This is a genomic window from Synechococcus sp. GEYO (assembly GCF_900473955.1).
Lineage (GTDB): Bacteria > Cyanobacteriota > Cyanobacteriia > PCC-6307 > Cyanobiaceae > Synechococcus_C.
In genome coordinates, this window is the sequence record NZ_UCNL01000005.1 from 25,391 (window position 1) to 40,887 (window position 15,497).

A 15,497-nucleotide genomic window follows, 5' to 3' on the forward strand; every position below is an offset into this window, starting at 1 on the left:
ATGAGGGCAGGTTCTGGGTCGGTCAGTCGCGCTGTTTCGCCCAGGGCGGCAGGTCAATGAACACGCGTGTGCCGGGCTGCACACCGGAGAGAATGGCACTCTTGTCGCCGCTGCTGGCACCGAGTTGCACAGGCTGGAATGTGGGCTCATCGTCGTTGCCAATCAGCAGAACGCCTGATTGACCTTGCTCAGTCACGATTGCCACGGTTGGCACCAGTGTGCTGGCGGCGGTGCGTCCGGTCTGGAAGTTCACATCTGCGGTCATGCCGATGCGAAGGGTCGGTGGAGGATCGATCAGTGTGAGCTCCACCTCGAATGAGATCACGTTGTCGGTTTTGAGTGCACGCGGTGCGATGTCTCGCACCCTTGCCGGAAAAAGCTGATCAGGGAATGCATCCACGCGAACAGTGGCGTCCTGGCCAATACGAATGCGACCGATATCGCTTTCAGGAACCTTGGCGGCCGCTTCCAGGCCTTCAGACAGCTCAACAAGTGATGAGCTGGTAGCGCCGGCATTGGTTGAAGCTGCTGTGGTTGGAGTCACAAAGGATCCAGGTTCGGCGAAGCGTTCGGTAATGAGCCCGCTGAAAGGAGCGCGGATTAGCAGGTCATTGCCTTCAACGTTGCGTTGTTCAATGCGCTCGCGAGCTGCGGTCAGAGCTTCCTTGCTGCTGATGAAGGCCGCTCGGAAACCATCCAGGTCCGATGCGCTGATGGCTCCGACATCCACCAACTGCCGGTTGCGTAAATATTCGGCCCGCTTGGCTTCATAGTCCGCCTTGGCCTGCCGTTCGAGTGCGGCAAATTCATCCATTCGGTCCTTGAGATCACCGGCGTCCATACGGGCCAGGACCTGACCTTTGGTCACCACATCGCCTTCATCAACGTAAAGCGCTTCCACCAACCCACTCTTGTTTGGGCTCACGTTCACCCTTCGGATCGCTTCCAGCTCGCCACTGGCCGTAATCACGCCAGGCAGAGATCCTCTCTCCGCCGCCACGGTGAACTCACTCAGCTGACGCGAACGATCGGACCCGGGACCTTGGCTCCAGATCACACCACCTGCTGTCAACAGAACAGCTGCTGCTCCAGCACCGATCAAGCGACGCCGCCTGCGTTTCAGACCACTTAGACGGCTCAATGCACGCAGGGATTCGGGAGTGGCCCCAGTTGGGGACTGGCTTTTTTGGCTGCCCATTGCCCCTTCAACATCTTTCGTAACCATTCTCGCCCGTGAATGGCCTAATCGTGTTCAGAACGATGGTTCCCAAGACGCACCTGCCGATATATTTCCGCCATGCTCAAAGCCGGAATCGTTGGATTACCCAATGTGGGTAAATCCACTCTCTTTAATGCCCTTGTGGCCAATGCCCAGGCCCAGGCAGCCAATTTCCCGTTCTGCACCATCGAACCGAATGTCGGCACCGTGTCCGTTCCGGATGCGCGCTTGGAGCAGCTGACTGATCTGAGCAAAAGTGCCGACACCATTCCCACTCGAATGGAGTTTGTCGACATCGCCGGCCTGGTCAAGGGAGCGAGTCAGGGTGAAGGACTCGGCAACAAGTTCCTGGCCAATATTCGTGAAGTGGACGCCATTGTTCATGTCGTTCGTTGCTTCGAGGATGACGACGTCATACATGTGTCCGGTTCTGTTGGACCGGTTCGCGATGCCGAGGTGATCAATCTTGAACTCGGACTTTCCGATCTGGCGCAGATTGAAAAACGTCGCGAGCGCCTGAAGAAGCAGATGCGAACAAGCAAGGAGGCGCAGACAGAGGATGCGGCGCTCGAGCGGATTCAGGCTGTGCTCGAGGAAGGTGGTGCTGCGCGCAGCGTTGAGCTCAGCGATGAAGAAGCGCTGATTATCAAACCACTGGGACTTCTAACGGCCAAGCCAATCATTTACGCCACCAATGTGAGCGAGGACGATCTTGCTGCAGGCAATGGTTTCTGCGAGGAGGTGGTGGCTCTTTCAGCGAAGGAGGGTGCTGAAACCGTGCGCATCTCTGCTCAGGTTGAAGCGGAACTGGTTGAGCTTGGCGAAGACGAACGAAAGGATTATCTCGATGGACTTGGAGTCAGTGAAGGTGGCCTGAAAAGTCTGATTCGGGCCACTTACCGTTTATTGGGATTGCGTACCTATTTCACGACCGGTGAAAAGGAAACACGTGCCTGGACATTCAAGGCTGGGATGACTGCGCCCCAGGCGGCAGGAGTGATCCATACCGATTTTGAGCGAGGATTTATTCGTGCTCAGACCATCGGTTGCGAGAAATTGCTGGAGGCAGGATCGCTTGTGGAAGCCCGCAACAAAGGTTGGCTACGCAGTGAGGGTAAAGAGTATGAAGTTGAGGAAGGTGATGTGATGGAGTTTTTGTTTAACGTTTAAAGAAGCCGATCAGCCGATGAGGCGATTTTTCAAGCTGGTCTTCATGAGCGGGATCATCCATCAACGATTCTTCCGCCAACGCACTGGTTGGAAATTGACCAGAGCCCTCCAGCGGCCTTCAATAAATCGCTGTTATCCCTGAAAACAGGTCGTTTTTGAGCAGCTCTCCAATTCCACAGTGCAGGCCCTAGTCCAGCAAAGAGCACTCGGTTGCTGTCCTGCGGTCGTGGCGAACGTCGATAGGGGTTCCAGAGTTCTGTGTCCTGGAAGAAAACTGAAATGCCTTTGGAGCTGTGCTTTTCTGTTTGAAAAGACCACCAGGGGTCTTTGCCTCGCTTTGGTTTCCCCGATTGAAAAACACCGAGTTTTTTGTCGTTCTGAATCAACTCACCTCTAAGCGATCCTGTTGTTCGTTCAGTGAGTCGAATCTTCACCGCAGAACTCTCTTCGCTGGTCAACTCGCAGACCAGCGGTAAGGGAATGGCTGTTGCCGGTACAGCAGCCCAGAAAAAGCAGGGGATCAGAATCTGGCTGCCGATGTCGCCTCTCTTCATGTCATGTCTCGCCCTCTTCGGATGTCCACCCGTCATGGACTTGGAGTTGGTTGTTCATTATGAGTGCTGATTATCAGCCTGCAGCAATAAAGGCCTGTCTTTGATCAATAGGCCTTTGTTTTGAATGTGGCTCCGGATGAGAGGAAGGAGCGCTTCAGTTATCCGACAAATGCATGTGGCTTGGCAATTCCTGATGATGTGCCTCCTTTCAGATGGGCGATCATTGTGTCTGCGTCAGATGATTGGAAAGGGTCTGTAGGGCAGTTGTCTGCGAAATTAGGCTCGACAAAAATTTTTTCAATGACCATATTGTTTACGAGCATCGAATAACGCCAGGAACGCATTCCAAAGCCAAGATTTGACTTCTCGACGAGCATTCCCATCTTTCTGGTGAACTCACCGTTGCCATCAGGAAGCATGAAAATGTTCTTGGTCCCAAGGTGCTTGCTCCATTGGAACATCACAAATGCATCGTTCACCGAAAGGCAGATGATTTGATCAACGCCGTGGCTTTTGAATTCGTCAAAGAGTTCGTCGTAGCGGGGAAGATGGTTGGATGAGCAAGTTGGCGTGAAGGCTCCAGGAAGTGCAAAAAGGACAACTTTTTTGCCCCCAAAAATGTCTTTACTGGTCAGCTCCTGCCACCGGAATGGATTGTCTCCTGCGATGGATTCGTCTCTGACCCGTGTTTGAAATGTGGCGTCAGGAACGTGGGTGGGGTTAGACATGTTTGGGCGCAGTCGGTTTGGCAACTTCCTTCACGGTTTAACCACTCCCATTTGCCCTGGGATGAGTATTTGTTCTTAGGTCGTCAAGGCTGAAGGCTTGGTCGTCTGCAGTGTTGTCAGCAGGTCTTAGATGGCGTCGATCGCCTCCATGGCGGGAATGAACTGTGGACTGTTCTGATCAAAGTCATTGCAGCTTTTGTTCATCGCTTCACTGGTCAGAGCGACAACGCGAATGGCTTGAGGCGACTGCAGCCATTCAGCCTGTTGCTCCAACCCTTTGTTTTTGATCCAGGTGTTCAGGATGTTCTGGGCTCTGTCTCGGCTGTAGCCGGCGTGCATGATTTTGCATTCTGCAAAAGCAGCCATTGCTGCCATGGCATGACGAGTTTCTGTTTCGTTGGCCTGAACCGGTGGCTGCAGCGCTCCCAGAAGTGCGCTGAGCATCAAGGCTGAGCGCCAGCCCAGTTGCCAGCTACGTGAATAGCCCTGCAGGAACCAAGCGCTGGCGTTGACACCGATTGCCATGACTGCAGCAAGACTGGCGGCAGTTTATGGAGTGCTTCCGCTCCAGTGATGTTCACGATGGATGTGGATGCAATCGGTTATGTGGCCGCAGCGCTGACCACCTTGAGCTTTTCCCGCAGGCCATCAAGACGTTGCGCACCGATGACACGCGCTCCATTTCCCTGTCGATGTATGGCCTGTTCACCGCCGGCGTTGCCATCTGGGCAGCGTTCGGTCTGCTCAGTGGGAATGGGCCTGTGATCCTTGCCAATGGACTCACCTTGATCCCCGCATCGTTCGTGCTGCAGAAGAAAATTCGCCACCACCTCAACGAAGGTGAGCGCTAGTACTCAGCCCCAAACTGTTCTCCTACAGCAGGTTTCACTCCCAGCTCTTCGCGCCAGAGATGAAGTGGTTTTTCCCATCCTTCCTCCCAGCGCTGCAGCACAAGAGGCGTCGCCTCCAGACCAATGCGAGTGCCCACGGCGATCGCTCGGCTGATCTTTTCAAACTCATCCGGTTGGAAGCGAAATGCGCGGAACCCAGCCAGCGTGTTCAACAACACATAGGCAGGAAACCCGATCTGGGTTGCCGTGATTGACAGCACTCCCGACTCACCAGCCGTTTCTGTGTTGAATCCACCGATCACGTGATGCAGATCGTGGGTTGAGGCGATTCGCTGGGTCAGCCAGAGCGCTTCAGTGCTGGTGTCTCTTGGTCGGAAAAAATCAGCGTCGTAGTTCAGTCGGCGGATCATTCCCGCGTAAGCCCGACCCAGTGTTCCCTCCGGCAGCTTTTCCAAAGCAGGGATATCAGGCTGGAAGGGCGGATAGCGCTGCTCCACCATCTCTTTGCCACCGGGCAGAGCCTTGAAGCGTTGGAGGCAGACCGCCATTGCTTCGCTGTCGATAAAGTTGTCAACTAGGTCACCGACGCTGTTGAGCCCACCATTGGTTTTGGCCAGTTCTCGCAGAACTGAAAGATTTTTAACGGAGCGAAGCAATTCGCGGGCTCGGGACATCCTCGTCGTTCTCCAGGGGGGTTCCATCCAGACCTGCTGTATAGCGAGGTCGCACGGTTTTGAGCAGCGGCATTACAGCCAGGCAGATCACAGCCATCAGTAACCAGAGCTGCACACCATGACCCTGCTGGTCAAGCAAGGTTCCGGCCAGCAAGGGTGCACCGGTGGCACTGATGGCGAAACATTGGGAGAACAGCGCCATGGATAGGCCCCGGTGTTTCAAAGGGGTCTCTTCCACCATGGCTTCGGCGGCACTGGGAAGGAACGCTGCTTCTCCAAAGGCCAAAGGCAGCATGGCCAGCGAAATCAGGATCATTCCGCCGCTCCAGAGTGCTGAGCTCGCTAAGAGCAGGCAGCCGATCACAAAGCCAATCAGTCCCATTCCCAGCCCAAAGCGGAGGCTGCGCTTGGCCACCCAGTTGCCCACAGGCCACTGCAGAACAACCAATAGAGCGAGTTGTAGCGCGATCAGTGCACCGCTGCCTGCTTCGCTTACTGCTGGCCGCGAAAGACCTCCACGCACCAGATCCAGAGGCAGGGCGCTTTGCCTCAGCGCAATCATTCCTGTGGCAACGATGCTGATGGCCAGCACCGGCAGTAGAGGTGTCAACCAGCGCCATCCATCGGCCGAAGGGGTCTTGGCCGTGGAGTGTTCTTGATCGACGTCGTCGAGATGCAATAGGGCGGCGCGCCCATCTGGCAGAGGTCGCCAGTTCAGCACCAGCAGCATCACCACAACGGCCGTCGCTTCCACCAGATAAACCGCACGGATCAGTCCGAGAGCTGTGACAACCGCGCCGATCAGTGCGCCCAAGGCAACACCCATTGCATCAGCGCTGCGAGCCAGTGCATAACCCCGGCTGGACTTGAAGCCGGCACAGCTGAGCGGCACTGCAAGCTCAATCGCCGGGAAATAAAGCCCTGCGGCTAAACCGATCAGCAGTTGTCCAGTGAGGTAACCACCAAAACCTTGCGCTTGCAGCAGGATGAAATCGGCGATGAAGGCCAGCACTGCCGCAGCACGCACCGGCCAGGAGCAGCACAGGCCCCGATCCAGCAAGACACCACTCAGCAGACGGGCAGCCGTTCCGATCAGGGCGGCAGCCGCCAGGCCCTGACCAACCTGAGTCGCTGTGAAGCTGGCCTGGTGGAACACGATGGGCGTCATGTATATGACGCCGCCTGCTCCCAGCGAAGCCAGGAGCCTGATTGAAGCCACTTCCTGCAAAGGTGCGGGAAACTGGTTCCACCAATGAACTGGCTTAGGCCTTGCGAAGACGCTCAACAGGACAACGGTTTGCCGTAGGACTCGTGTGCAGTCTGATGCTCGGTGCCCTGTCACCGCGACCTGCTCGTACAGCCTCCGAGTTGGTCGTTCGTCTGGATGGGATGGATCTGCCCTTATCGATCAACGATCTGGGGGGATGGCTGCGTGGTGAAGAACGTGGCTCCTCGGAGCTGAGTGTGTGGCTGAATTTGCTTGAGGAAAAAAGTCGTCAGGGAGTGATTGATCTGCTCAAGGCTCCGCTGATCAACGACCGCAGCATGACCCGGCAGATTCTTAACAGCTGGGCAGGCCGGCGTTTGCTTGATCAGGTCAGTGATCTGGTGATGGTTGACGACGATGCAACAGGCCAAACCGTTCAGGTGACACTCGAGTCACTTCTCGACAAGCGCGCACAGGTCACGACTCTCGATCTGCTTGAGGCACTGCCAGCGAAGCGTGTCCGCCTCGATCTCGATGCCCTGCTCCCAGTTGCCAGCAGCTGGCGGCGTCAGTTGCAACGGCAGCAGGCTCTGGTCAAAACCCTCAACCAACTCCCGGTGTCGTCGATTACTCAGAGGACGGATCCCGCTGATCAGTCTGAGAGTGCTTCTGATCGCACGCTTCAGCGATTGACCTTGTCGGTGGAGCATCGGGCTCAGCCGCTGCAGATTCAGCTCTGGCGCCCGCTGACTGCAGACGGTCGCGAGCGCAGTCATTGGCTCGTGCTGATGCCAGGCCTGGGGGGTAGCCCGGATCATTTCCGCTGGCTGGGACGGGCCCTCAGTCGGCAGGGATGGCCGGTTCTTGTGCTTGAACATCCAGGCAGTGATGCGCTTGCCGTGCAGGCCCTTTTGGAGGGGCGGCTTCCGCCGCCAGGTGCTGAGGTGTTGCCCGATCGCCTGAGAGATCTGGATGCGGTTCTGGCTGCACACCAGAGAGGCTTTTTCAAGCTTCCTGGCACCCGATTGGTGCTGGGTGGACACTCTCTTGGAGCACTCACGGCTCTGCTCGCAGCAGGTGCTGGGCCTGAGCCGGGCCTTGCTCGACGTTGCGGCCAGGATCTGGATGACCTTCCAATTAGCAACCTGTCGCGACTTCTTCAGTGTCAGATCGAGGAGGTGCCTCTGCCCGCCGTGCGTCCGCCCAAGCAGCTGGCCGCTCTGGTTGGTCTGAACAGTTTCGGCAGCCTGCTCTGGCCTCAAAAGATTCCCCTGCCGGGGGAAGTTGCTGTCTTTCTGAGCGGAGGAACTCTTGATTTGATTACCCCTCCGCTGAGTGAGCAGTTGGGCCTTCTCAGGTCATTGCCCGCCAATCCTGCAACCCGTGCTGTGTTGGTTGAAGGGGCCAGCCACTTCTCCCCTGTGCGCGTGGAGGGCCAAAGCGGTGGTGGTCAGGGTGAGGATGTGTTCCAACTCGGCGAAGAGCTGGTTGGGGTTCAGCCGCTGCGGGTTCAGGCTCAGCTGGAGAAAGAAATCGTGCGCTTTCTTCTTGATCTAGAGCTTGGTCGTGTGTCCTGGACCGTGCAGGGCGGTGTTGAACACCTGCAGGTGGGGGATCTGCATGTGCACCGTCTGAATCAGAGCGGTGCAAAGCGTTTCCTGGATTGAAGCTCCCTGGAGATGGCCTCAACGCTGCAGTTCAGTACCGGACTCTTGGATCCAGAACGGCGACGAGAAGATCCACAGCCACGCTGACGAGCACCACCAAAGCGGCGATCACCACCACAATGCCCTGCACCACTGGGTAGTCGCGCTGGTTGATGCTTTCCTGCAGGCGTAGTGCAATGCCAGGCCAGGAAAAGGTCACCTCAATCAGCAATGCACCGCCAATCAACGAGGCGACGGTGATTCCGGCAATCGTCAGCACTGGCAGAAGTGCATTAGGCAGTGCATGCCGAAGAATCACTTGGGTTTCGCTCAGTCCCCTGCTTCGGGCTGCCTCCACATAATCCGAGCGAAGACTGCGATTCAGATTCAGGCGCAGGGCATTGGTGAAGACCCCGCTCAAGAGCAATCCGAGTGTGCATGCCGGCAGCACCAAGTGGCGCAGAGCACCCTGCAGTGCAGCCCAGTTACCGCTGATCACACTGTCGGCAATTAGAAAACCGCTGCCATCAGGCGCAATCATGCCTGGGGGGAAACGACCTCCAACAGGCAGCCAGCCCAGGGTGACGGCAAACAGAAGCTGGGCCAGCATGGCCACCCAAAAGGGAGGTAAGGCGTAGGTGCCGATGCCGTAAAAGCGTCCTGCCAGATCAATCTTCCCCTCGGATCGGGCAATCGCTGTGAAACCAACCGCCAGTCCGCTCACCGCTGCCAGCAGCAGAGCGGTCACGCTCAATTCCAGGCTTGCCGGAAGCGCCTCACGGATGATTTGACTGACCGGCTCCTGATTGATCAGCGCCTGGCCGAGGTCACCATGGAGCAGCCCGCCGAGAAAATCCACGTATTGCTGCCCCAGTGATTGATCCAACCCCAAACGCGCCCTGAGTGCGGCTTTGGCTGCTTCCGGAGCGCGGCTGCCGAGCACGGCATCCACTGGGTCGCCCGGAGCAACCCGCAGCAACAGAAACACCAGGGTCGCGATCAGCCAGAGCATCACAGGAGCTAGGGCCAGCCGCGTCCCCATGTAGCGAAGCAGCTCTCGACTGCGTCCCATCAGCGCTGCTCCTGCAATCTGGCCAGCACCACCTGACCATTGCCATCGAACTCAGGAGTGGCCAGGTCGGTACTGCTCCAGGCCCTGGGCGTGACGAGCCAGACCGGAATGTAGGCGGCGCCTTCAGCGGCCATCTGCTCCACGCTCTCCAGATCACGCTGTCGTGCATCACCGCGGCTGCGGTCCGACTGCTGCAATGTTGTTTCCAGGCCTGGCGCTGTCCAGAAACTTCCGCTGATGGCGGCTTCCCCTCGCTTGCAAATGGATCCCTGCGATTCCTTACAGCTGAGCAGAGGTGCCAGGTAGGCCTCTGGGTCGGGATAGGCGCCTCGCCAGTCGAGCATCACGGCCTGGAAAGCCCCCTCGCCCAGCTGTCGATACACAGTCGTTGATTCCACGCCGTCGAGTTTGAGCGACAGACAATCAGCCAGGTCGCGTTGGATTTGGGCTTGCCAGGTAAGTGCCATCAGACGGTCTGCGGGCACATTCGACCGGTAGGTGAATGGCAGATGGAAGACCTTCCCATTGCAGTACCCCGCCTGAATGAACAGGTTTCTTGCCCGGGCGGCATCGTGCCTTGGCCAGGGCTTGAGATTTCCTCCCGGCAGTCCCGGCGGAACCAACGAAAAAAGCGGAGGCCGCAATCCGTGGCTGACTCTCTTGTTGATCAGGTCTCGATCGAGGCTCAGTGCCAGGGCCTGTCGCAGGACTGGATTCTGAAGGGGTGGTGTGTTGCTGAGCAGCGTGATGTAACCGATCACCAGTGCAGGACCCTGCCCTTCGCGCAAATGCCCCTCAGCGGCCATGCGATTCAGAGCCAGGCGCTGATCCTCGTCGATGGAGTCAGAGAGCAGAACATCCACTTCGCCGCTTCGCATCGCGCCGAACAGAGCGGTGGAATTGCTGAGGTAAATCAGATCCAGCCCTGCGTTGCTGGGCGAGGCTCCCCAGTACCGCTTAAAGGGCTCCAAGCGTTGCTGCACAGCTCGGAAGTTGGTCAGTTTGTAAGCGCCCGTTCCGATGAAGCGGTCGTTGAGAAAACGATCCTGATAATCCTGATAAGCCCTGGGGGATACAGGGGTCAGGTTGGTGGCGGTGAGGAGATTCTCAAGCGAGCTGGAGGGGCGGCTCAAACGCAGTCGTAATTGATAGGTCTGGGGGGCTTCAACTGCGGTGATGCGATCGCCGACCACGTAGCTGAGAGTGCCGATCTCCAGAAAACGACGCAGGCTGAAGGCCATCGCTTCCGCATCAAAGCGAGTGCCGTCATGGAAGAGCACGTCCTCACGCAGGGGGATCGTCACGGTGCGGCCCTCATCGCTGATCTCCGGCAGCGCTGACGCCAGAGACGGGGTCAGTTCTCCATCAGCTGTTCTCTTGTAGAGCGTGTCTCCGAGAGCGCTGAGCAGTTGCAGAGCTCCGAAAGTGCTGGCCTGAGCAGGGTCAAGAGAAGTGATGCGGCCTGCACTGGCCACTGTGATTCGATCACTGCGTCTACCTGGCTGACAGGCGCTCTGACTGATGCAGACAGCAAGAGCTGTGCTGAGTGACAAGGCTGTGCTGAGTGGCTGCAGCTGTTTGCAGCGTCGTTTCAGCGAGGCCAGGCGTGACTGTCTGGGTTGATCGATCACGCCACTGAGCTCAGACGCAGCCATTCAAGGGCCCCACGTCCTAATCGGAACCAGAGGGCGAGGTGATCTGGTCGAGAGGGACCTCGAAGACCGGGGAGCCCTGCGGCTTCAGTGGCCACTGTCGGACCCAGCAGCGGTCGTGGTCGCCATCAATGCCGATGACCTGAAACAGACCGGCATCACTCCGCAATGTGATGCAGTCCCCCTGATGGAGCCTCATGGCGGATCGGGATTCCGACTGATTGCAGCGTTGCCCCTGAAGAACAGAGAGATCGTTCGGCATGAACGTTTTGCAGCATGAATCCGCGAATGCGAACCGAAGCTGTGATGGTTCTTACAACTCTGCCTCATCCGGGGGTGCGTTCGCCAGGGGATGCACAGACCTGCTGATCTGCGAATGGCCTCCAGATGTACTCAGAAGCAGCCGAAATGGGCCGCCAGAGAGCGGACTCCAGGTAGAGAAGCAATGGCCTGCAGGGCGTTTTGCATCGCTCCGTTGCCCACTTCGTGAGTGATCACAACGATTTCAGCTCCCTCGTCGCAGGCGTCGAATTGGACGATGGATTGGATCGACACGCCCTGTTCTCCAAAGCAGCTGCCAATCTTGCCGATCACGCCGGGGGCATCTTCCGTGTTGAAACGCACGTAGTTGCGCTGTCGGACCCGGCTGGAATCCACCAGGTGGCAGGAGCGCCAGCTGCTGGCGGCGAGCAGGGGATCAAGGCCACCATCACTGTTGTTGAGCTGTCGGATGCCGGCGATGTTGAGAATGTCGGCAACCACTGCGGAGGCTGTTGGTCCAGACCCAGCACCGGGTCCATAAAACATCACCCGGCCGATTGGGTCGCCTTCCACAAGGATGGCGTTGTTGACGCCACTCACGCCGGCAAGGGGGTGATCCTTGGGTACCAGCGTGGGCTGGACACGAACGCCCAAAGGCAGGGATCCCATGGGATCCCCATCGCTTTCCAGACGTTCGGCAACAGCAAGCAGTTTCACGCCGTATCCCAGTTGCGTGGCGTAGTCCACGTCCCGCCCCTGCAGATTGCTGATGCCCGTTGTCGGAACGGCGCTGCGTTCGATCGGCCCGCCAAAAGCCAGGCCGGCAAGGATCGCAATCTTGTCTGCGGCGTCATGTCCGTCGACATCAGCGGCTGGATCCGCTTCCGCATAGCCCAGTTTCTGGGCCTCCTTGAGAACGGCGTGATAATCAGCCCCTTCATCGGCCATCCGACTGAGGATGTAGTTGGTGGTGCCGTTGATGATGCCGCTCACCCGCTCGATGCGATTGCTACCGAGCGACTGCTTAAGCGGTTCGATGATCGGAATGCCGCCGCCAACGGCCGCTTCGATCAACACGTAGACACCCGCTGCTGCTGCTGCTGCTGCGATTTCCTCACCGTGTCTAGCGATCACAGCCTTGTTGGCAGTGACCACGGATTTTCCGGCCGAAATGGCTCGCATGATCAGGGTGCGAGCCGGCTCAATGCCGCCGATGACCTCGACAACCACATGCACGTTTGGGTCGTCCACCACCTCATTGGGATCAGTGGTGAGGCGATCGGTGGGGATCGCGACGGGGCGACTGCGCTGTAGATCACGTACCGCCACCCTCGCCAGCTCAAGATCGGCGATCAGAGGATGACGACCTTCCGGACTGTTCAGGATGCTTGCCACGCCTGCGCCGACGGTGCCGAGGCCAAGCAAGCCGATGCCGATCCTTGTCGCCATGGAGCGGGTCCATTAGTTGCGCTGAGGGGTCGACTTTAGGCAGCGGTCGGTCCGCCGGTTCTGTTCAATCCGATTCGTTCAGAGCACTGGCCTGCTGTTGCATCATCCGCAGGATGTTGAGGAAGCCGTTGGCGCGTGATGGTGTGAGGCTTGCTTGAAGGCCTGTAGCGGCGATAAAACCCGGATCAACTGCAATGACCTGTGCTGGGGTGAGGTCGCCGAGTCCTTTGATCAGCAGGGCCAGCAGCCCCTTGGTGATCAGGGCATCGGAATCTCCCTGCCACTGCAGGCGTCCATTCACGAGTTCCGATGCAATAAACACCTGGGATACACACCCTTTGACCTTGCGCTCTTCTGTTTGCAGCTCGGAAGGCATGGAAGGCAGCTTTTTGGCAAGCCAGAGCACATATTCGTAGCGCTTGCGCGGATCTGATGTGCTGTTCAGTCTCTCGGTGAGTTGATCTAGAGCCTGGCTGCCGTAGCGAGTGGTGGAGCTGCCTGATTCAGCCATGGCAGGGTCAGCGTTGACGGTGGCTGCGCACCCTAACCATCAGGCCCACCACACCGACCAGGACTGGTGCCATGGCCCAGTCCAGACCTCTGTGATGACCAGGGTTCGTCACGACCTCATTCAGGTTGACCCGTCCCTGTTGAAGAGGAAGGGTGAGGTAGTCACGGTGGCCAGGTCCTCCATCCACCTGCAGGTCTACGAGGCCATCTCCTAGGTCTGGAAGCGTCATTTGCAGACTGCCTCTCGCATCAATGCGTCCGAGTTCCTCACCAGCTGTTCCATCGGCCTTCAGGATCCTCACCACTGCCCCTTCCACGGGTTCTCCGGTCGAGAAGCTGCTGGTGAGTTCGAGTTGTCCGTCGAGATAGCGGAGACTGCTTTCCACTCCATGGGCTTCAGCCTGCAGGGGCTGGGTGAGAGCCAGTCCCAGTCCCAGTGCTGTGGTGGCCATCAGTGCAAAACGGGATGGAATGGCCATGGCGCACCTGTGATTGAGGAACCCATCGTGCGGGAGATTGCGGCACTCAACCAGTCCTGATTGAGGCGGATCTGAATCTCCTCAAGCCAGGTCTCCTTGAACTCAAGGCATCGTCTGATGGCAACCGTTTTCGCTCAACCAGCCCTGGAACGGCTGGTCCCAGGGGTCTGAAGGCAGTGCTTGAACACTCACGCAGGCGCTGGGGAGCACAACGAGTGCAGGGATTCCGCTCCAGCGTTCCAGGCAGCGAAGGCGGTCGTAGTAGCCACCTCCGTAGCCGAGTCGAATGCCCTTCCGATCCACAGCCAGGGCTGGCACCAGCAACAGAGAAATCTGTTCAGCACTCAGGGCTGGTTGGTCCAAAGGAGCCGGGATCCCGCAGCCGTCCTTCTTCAGCGGGGCTGCGCTCCAGGTTCGATAGGTCATGTTGCCGTGTCCATCAGCGGCAGGCAGCGCTGTGCTCAGGCCGAGTTCGTTGACAAGCTCAAGACGCAGAGGTGTCAGGTCCACTTCTCCAGGCAGTGGCCAATAAAGCCCGACTGAATGGCGTAAGTCATCGTCTCGGTGGCGCCGCCTGAGTTCCTGTCTGGCCTGATCTCTGATCCTTGCCTGCAAGGTTGGTTCAGCTTCGAGAGCCAGGAGCCTGCGTGTTCTGAACACCTGTCGAAGATTGGCCTTACTTGCTTCATCAAACGCCTGCATCAGGGCAAGACCCCCCAGCGACCCATCAGTGGCAAATGCAGTGTCAGTTGGTCTGAATCCTTGGGCCAGACCTGCTTTAGCTCATGAGACAGATTGTTGATCAAGAACCGGGCCTGGTCATTGTCATCAACCTGCTGGCTTGCATTTCTGAGAGCTGACCAGGTGCTGATGAAGCCAAGAAGATCGTTCTGCGTCCAGTGCTCGGTGATCTTCAACCCCTGGGGCAGCGGTTGATCGCAGCCAGGGAACTCCAGATCGGCATAGCAGGCGTCGACATGGATCCGTTCAGGTGGCCAGAACGGATTGAGTCGCTCCTGATAAAGGCTGTTCAGCCAGGCTTGTAACTCCTCTGGTGCGTCTCGGATGGGTTCATAGCCCAGCCAGACCAGGAGCCCCCCCGGTCGCAGCACACGACGGACTTCTCGATTGAACTGCGCCACATCCAGCCAGTGAATCGCGGCAGCAATCAGAACGGCATCAACGCTGTTGCTGCTCAAATGAGATTGTTCTGCTGCTCCCTGTCGGTAGCGAATGCGGGGGTGTTGATCTGCTGCCGCAATCTGCTCGGGACTGAGGTCTGTGGCTTCAACACGGTTGAACCAGCGGCTCAGCCCGATGGAGGCCTGGCCACTACCGCAGGCTGCATCCCAACAACAATCCAGTGCTCTTGCCTGGTCGGCCATCCAGGCGAAGAAGGCATCCGGGTAGCGGGGCCTGCAGCGCGCGTAGTCAATCGCCACAGAATCAAACCAGCCTTTATCGGTCGCTGGCATCAGCAGCGTTTCAGGATCTGGCGGTTCTGAATCCTTTCGCACTGGAGCTGCATCAAGTCTTGATGTTCAGTTGTCTTGAAAGGTGCATTCCAGCAGTGCAGCCGTTAGGAGTGTCTTCATCTCCTGCAGATTGTTTTGCTCGCCAGGGTCCCCGCCTGACCATCGATCGAGCTGATGACTCACTGCACCAAGAAGCAGTCGCAGCCCTGCGGCATTGAGGGTGAGATCGATTGTGCTTTCGGTTCGGTCCGTCACAGCCCCACCAAGCGTTGCAACCCATCTAATTCTGCACCTTCTCCAGAATCTCTTCTCCCATCACGAGCAGAGATCTCGGACCCATGGTCTTTGTGTTGGCGGCGTTGTCGGTTTGCTCGAATCTGTTGCTGATGTCTCGTTCTGCACTGTTGCTTCAGCTGTTGAACAGGACCTGTATTTGTCGTCAGTCAAGGAGACCAGTGACGACACATTGTTGGCAGAAAAGGTGAGTGATGCTCTGTTCTTTTCTTCCTTGATAACATTAGAACCATCAGAATCAGACTGGCTTATCAAC

The 15,497-nt window shown here is 57.7% G+C and carries 18 protein-coding genes; 3 read left to right on the forward strand and 15 right to left on the reverse strand.

The features are described from left to right. Positions 1-22: 22 nt before the first annotated feature. Positions 23-1,198 carry an efflux RND transporter periplasmic adaptor subunit gene (locus DXY37_RS03645; RefSeq protein WP_115125480.1) on the reverse strand — a complete coding sequence of 392 codons (1,176 nt, stop codon included), beginning with the start codon at positions 1,196-1,198 and terminating at the stop codon, positions 23-25. A gap of 99 nt (positions 1,199-1,297) precedes the next feature. On the opposite strand from DXY37_RS03645, the gene ychF reads away from it, so the two are divergent. Next, positions 1,298-2,389 (forward strand): redox-regulated ATPase YchF, encoded by a 1,092-nt coding sequence (ychF, locus tag DXY37_RS03650; RefSeq protein ID WP_115125423.1) that lies wholly within the window; start codon positions 1,298-1,300, stop codon positions 2,387-2,389. Positions 2,390-2,442: 53 nt separating this feature from the next. Here the strand turns inward: ychF and DXY37_RS03655 are convergent, their stop codons facing one another. From DXY37_RS03655 to DXY37_RS03665, 3 genes are all read right to left on the reverse strand, one after another. Beyond that, a complete protein-coding gene (locus DXY37_RS03655; protein WP_115125424.1) occupies positions 2,443-2,943 on the reverse strand; it encodes a hypothetical protein in 501 nt (166 codons plus the stop codon). Positions 2,944-3,101: 158 nt separating this feature from the next. Further along, a complete protein-coding gene (locus DXY37_RS03660) occupies positions 3,102-3,671 on the reverse strand; it encodes a peroxiredoxin (RefSeq protein WP_115125425.1) in 570 nt (189 codons plus the stop codon). Positions 3,672-3,797: 126 nt separating this feature from the next. After that, the gene (locus DXY37_RS03665) at positions 3,798-4,196 is read right to left on the reverse strand and encodes a hypothetical protein (protein ID WP_244276829.1); all 399 of its coding nucleotides are present in this window, start codon (positions 4,194-4,196) and stop codon (positions 3,798-3,800) included. A 26-nt stretch (positions 4,197-4,222) separates the two neighbouring features. Here DXY37_RS03665 and DXY37_RS03670 point away from each other — a divergent pair, with 26 nt between their 5' ends. Next, positions 4,223-4,522 carry a glutathione synthetase gene (locus tag DXY37_RS03670; RefSeq protein ID WP_371637826.1) on the forward strand — a complete coding sequence of 100 codons (300 nt, stop codon included), beginning with the start codon at positions 4,223-4,225 and terminating at the stop codon, positions 4,520-4,522. Here the strand turns inward: DXY37_RS03670 and DXY37_RS03675 are convergent. Further along, entirely contained in the window at positions 4,519-5,196 is a 678-nt protein-coding gene (locus DXY37_RS03675; protein ID WP_170951772.1) for a Coq4 family protein, read from the reverse strand. The two genes, DXY37_RS03670 and DXY37_RS03675, sit on opposite strands and share 4 nt — an antisense overlap. Next, the gene (locus DXY37_RS03680; RefSeq protein WP_115125426.1) at positions 5,162-6,364 is read right to left on the reverse strand and encodes an MFS transporter; all 1,203 of its coding nucleotides are present in this window, start codon (positions 6,362-6,364) and stop codon (positions 5,162-5,164) included. The genes DXY37_RS03675 and DXY37_RS03680 overlap by 35 nt, the downstream gene beginning before the upstream one ends. Before the next feature lie 155 nt (positions 6,365-6,519). On the opposite strand from DXY37_RS03680, the gene DXY37_RS03685 reads away from it, so the two are divergent. Continuing rightward, positions 6,520-8,070, forward strand: a complete 1,551-nt coding sequence (locus DXY37_RS03685; protein ID WP_115125483.1) for an alpha/beta hydrolase — start codon at positions 6,520-6,522, stop codon at positions 8,068-8,070. Between the two features lie 31 nt (positions 8,071-8,101). Here DXY37_RS03685 and DXY37_RS03690 read toward each other — a convergent pair whose 3' ends face one another. The 9 genes from DXY37_RS03690 to DXY37_RS03730 all read right to left on the reverse strand — a co-directional run bounded on the left by DXY37_RS03690 (position 8,102) and on the right by DXY37_RS03730 (position 15,202). Further along, on the reverse strand, positions 8,102-9,121 hold the full coding sequence (locus DXY37_RS03690; protein WP_115125427.1) for an ABC transporter permease: 1,020 nt from the start codon (positions 9,119-9,121) through the stop codon (positions 8,102-8,104). Beyond that, on the reverse strand, positions 9,121-10,776 hold the full coding sequence (locus tag DXY37_RS03695; RefSeq protein ID WP_115125428.1) for an ABC transporter substrate-binding protein: 1,656 nt from the start codon (positions 10,774-10,776) through the stop codon (positions 9,121-9,123). The genes DXY37_RS03690 and DXY37_RS03695 overlap by 1 nt, the downstream gene beginning before the upstream one ends. 16 nt (positions 10,777-10,792) lie before the next feature. Then, entirely contained in the window at positions 10,793-11,035 is a 243-nt protein-coding gene (locus DXY37_RS03700; RefSeq protein WP_115125429.1) for a hypothetical protein, read from the reverse strand. Positions 11,036-11,166: 131 nt separating this feature from the next. After that, complete coding sequence (locus tag DXY37_RS03705) at positions 11,167-12,483, reverse strand: homoserine dehydrogenase (RefSeq protein WP_115125430.1); 1,317 nt, start codon at positions 12,481-12,483, stop codon at positions 11,167-11,169. A 64-nt stretch (positions 12,484-12,547) separates the two neighbouring features. Beyond that, positions 12,548-12,994, reverse strand: a complete 447-nt coding sequence (locus tag DXY37_RS03710) for a SufE family protein (protein WP_115125431.1) — start codon at positions 12,992-12,994, stop codon at positions 12,548-12,550. A 7-nt stretch (positions 12,995-13,001) separates the two neighbouring features. Then, positions 13,002-13,472: a hypothetical protein gene (locus tag DXY37_RS03715; RefSeq protein WP_115125432.1), complete on the reverse strand. Its 471-nt coding sequence runs from the start codon at positions 13,470-13,472 to the stop codon at positions 13,002-13,004. Positions 13,473-13,574: 102 nt separating this feature from the next. Next, complete coding sequence (locus DXY37_RS03720) at positions 13,575-14,174, reverse strand: 5-formyltetrahydrofolate cyclo-ligase (protein WP_115125433.1); 600 nt, start codon at positions 14,172-14,174, stop codon at positions 13,575-13,577. After that, positions 14,174-14,947: a class I SAM-dependent methyltransferase gene (locus DXY37_RS03725; RefSeq protein ID WP_244276831.1), complete on the reverse strand. Its 774-nt coding sequence runs from the start codon at positions 14,945-14,947 to the stop codon at positions 14,174-14,176. Before DXY37_RS03725 ends, DXY37_RS03720 begins: the two co-directional genes overlap by 1 nt. Before the next feature lie 66 nt (positions 14,948-15,013). Next, positions 15,014-15,202, reverse strand: a complete 189-nt coding sequence (locus DXY37_RS03730) for a hypothetical protein (RefSeq protein WP_067097703.1) — start codon at positions 15,200-15,202, stop codon at positions 15,014-15,016. Positions 15,203-15,497 lie beyond the last annotated feature (295 nt).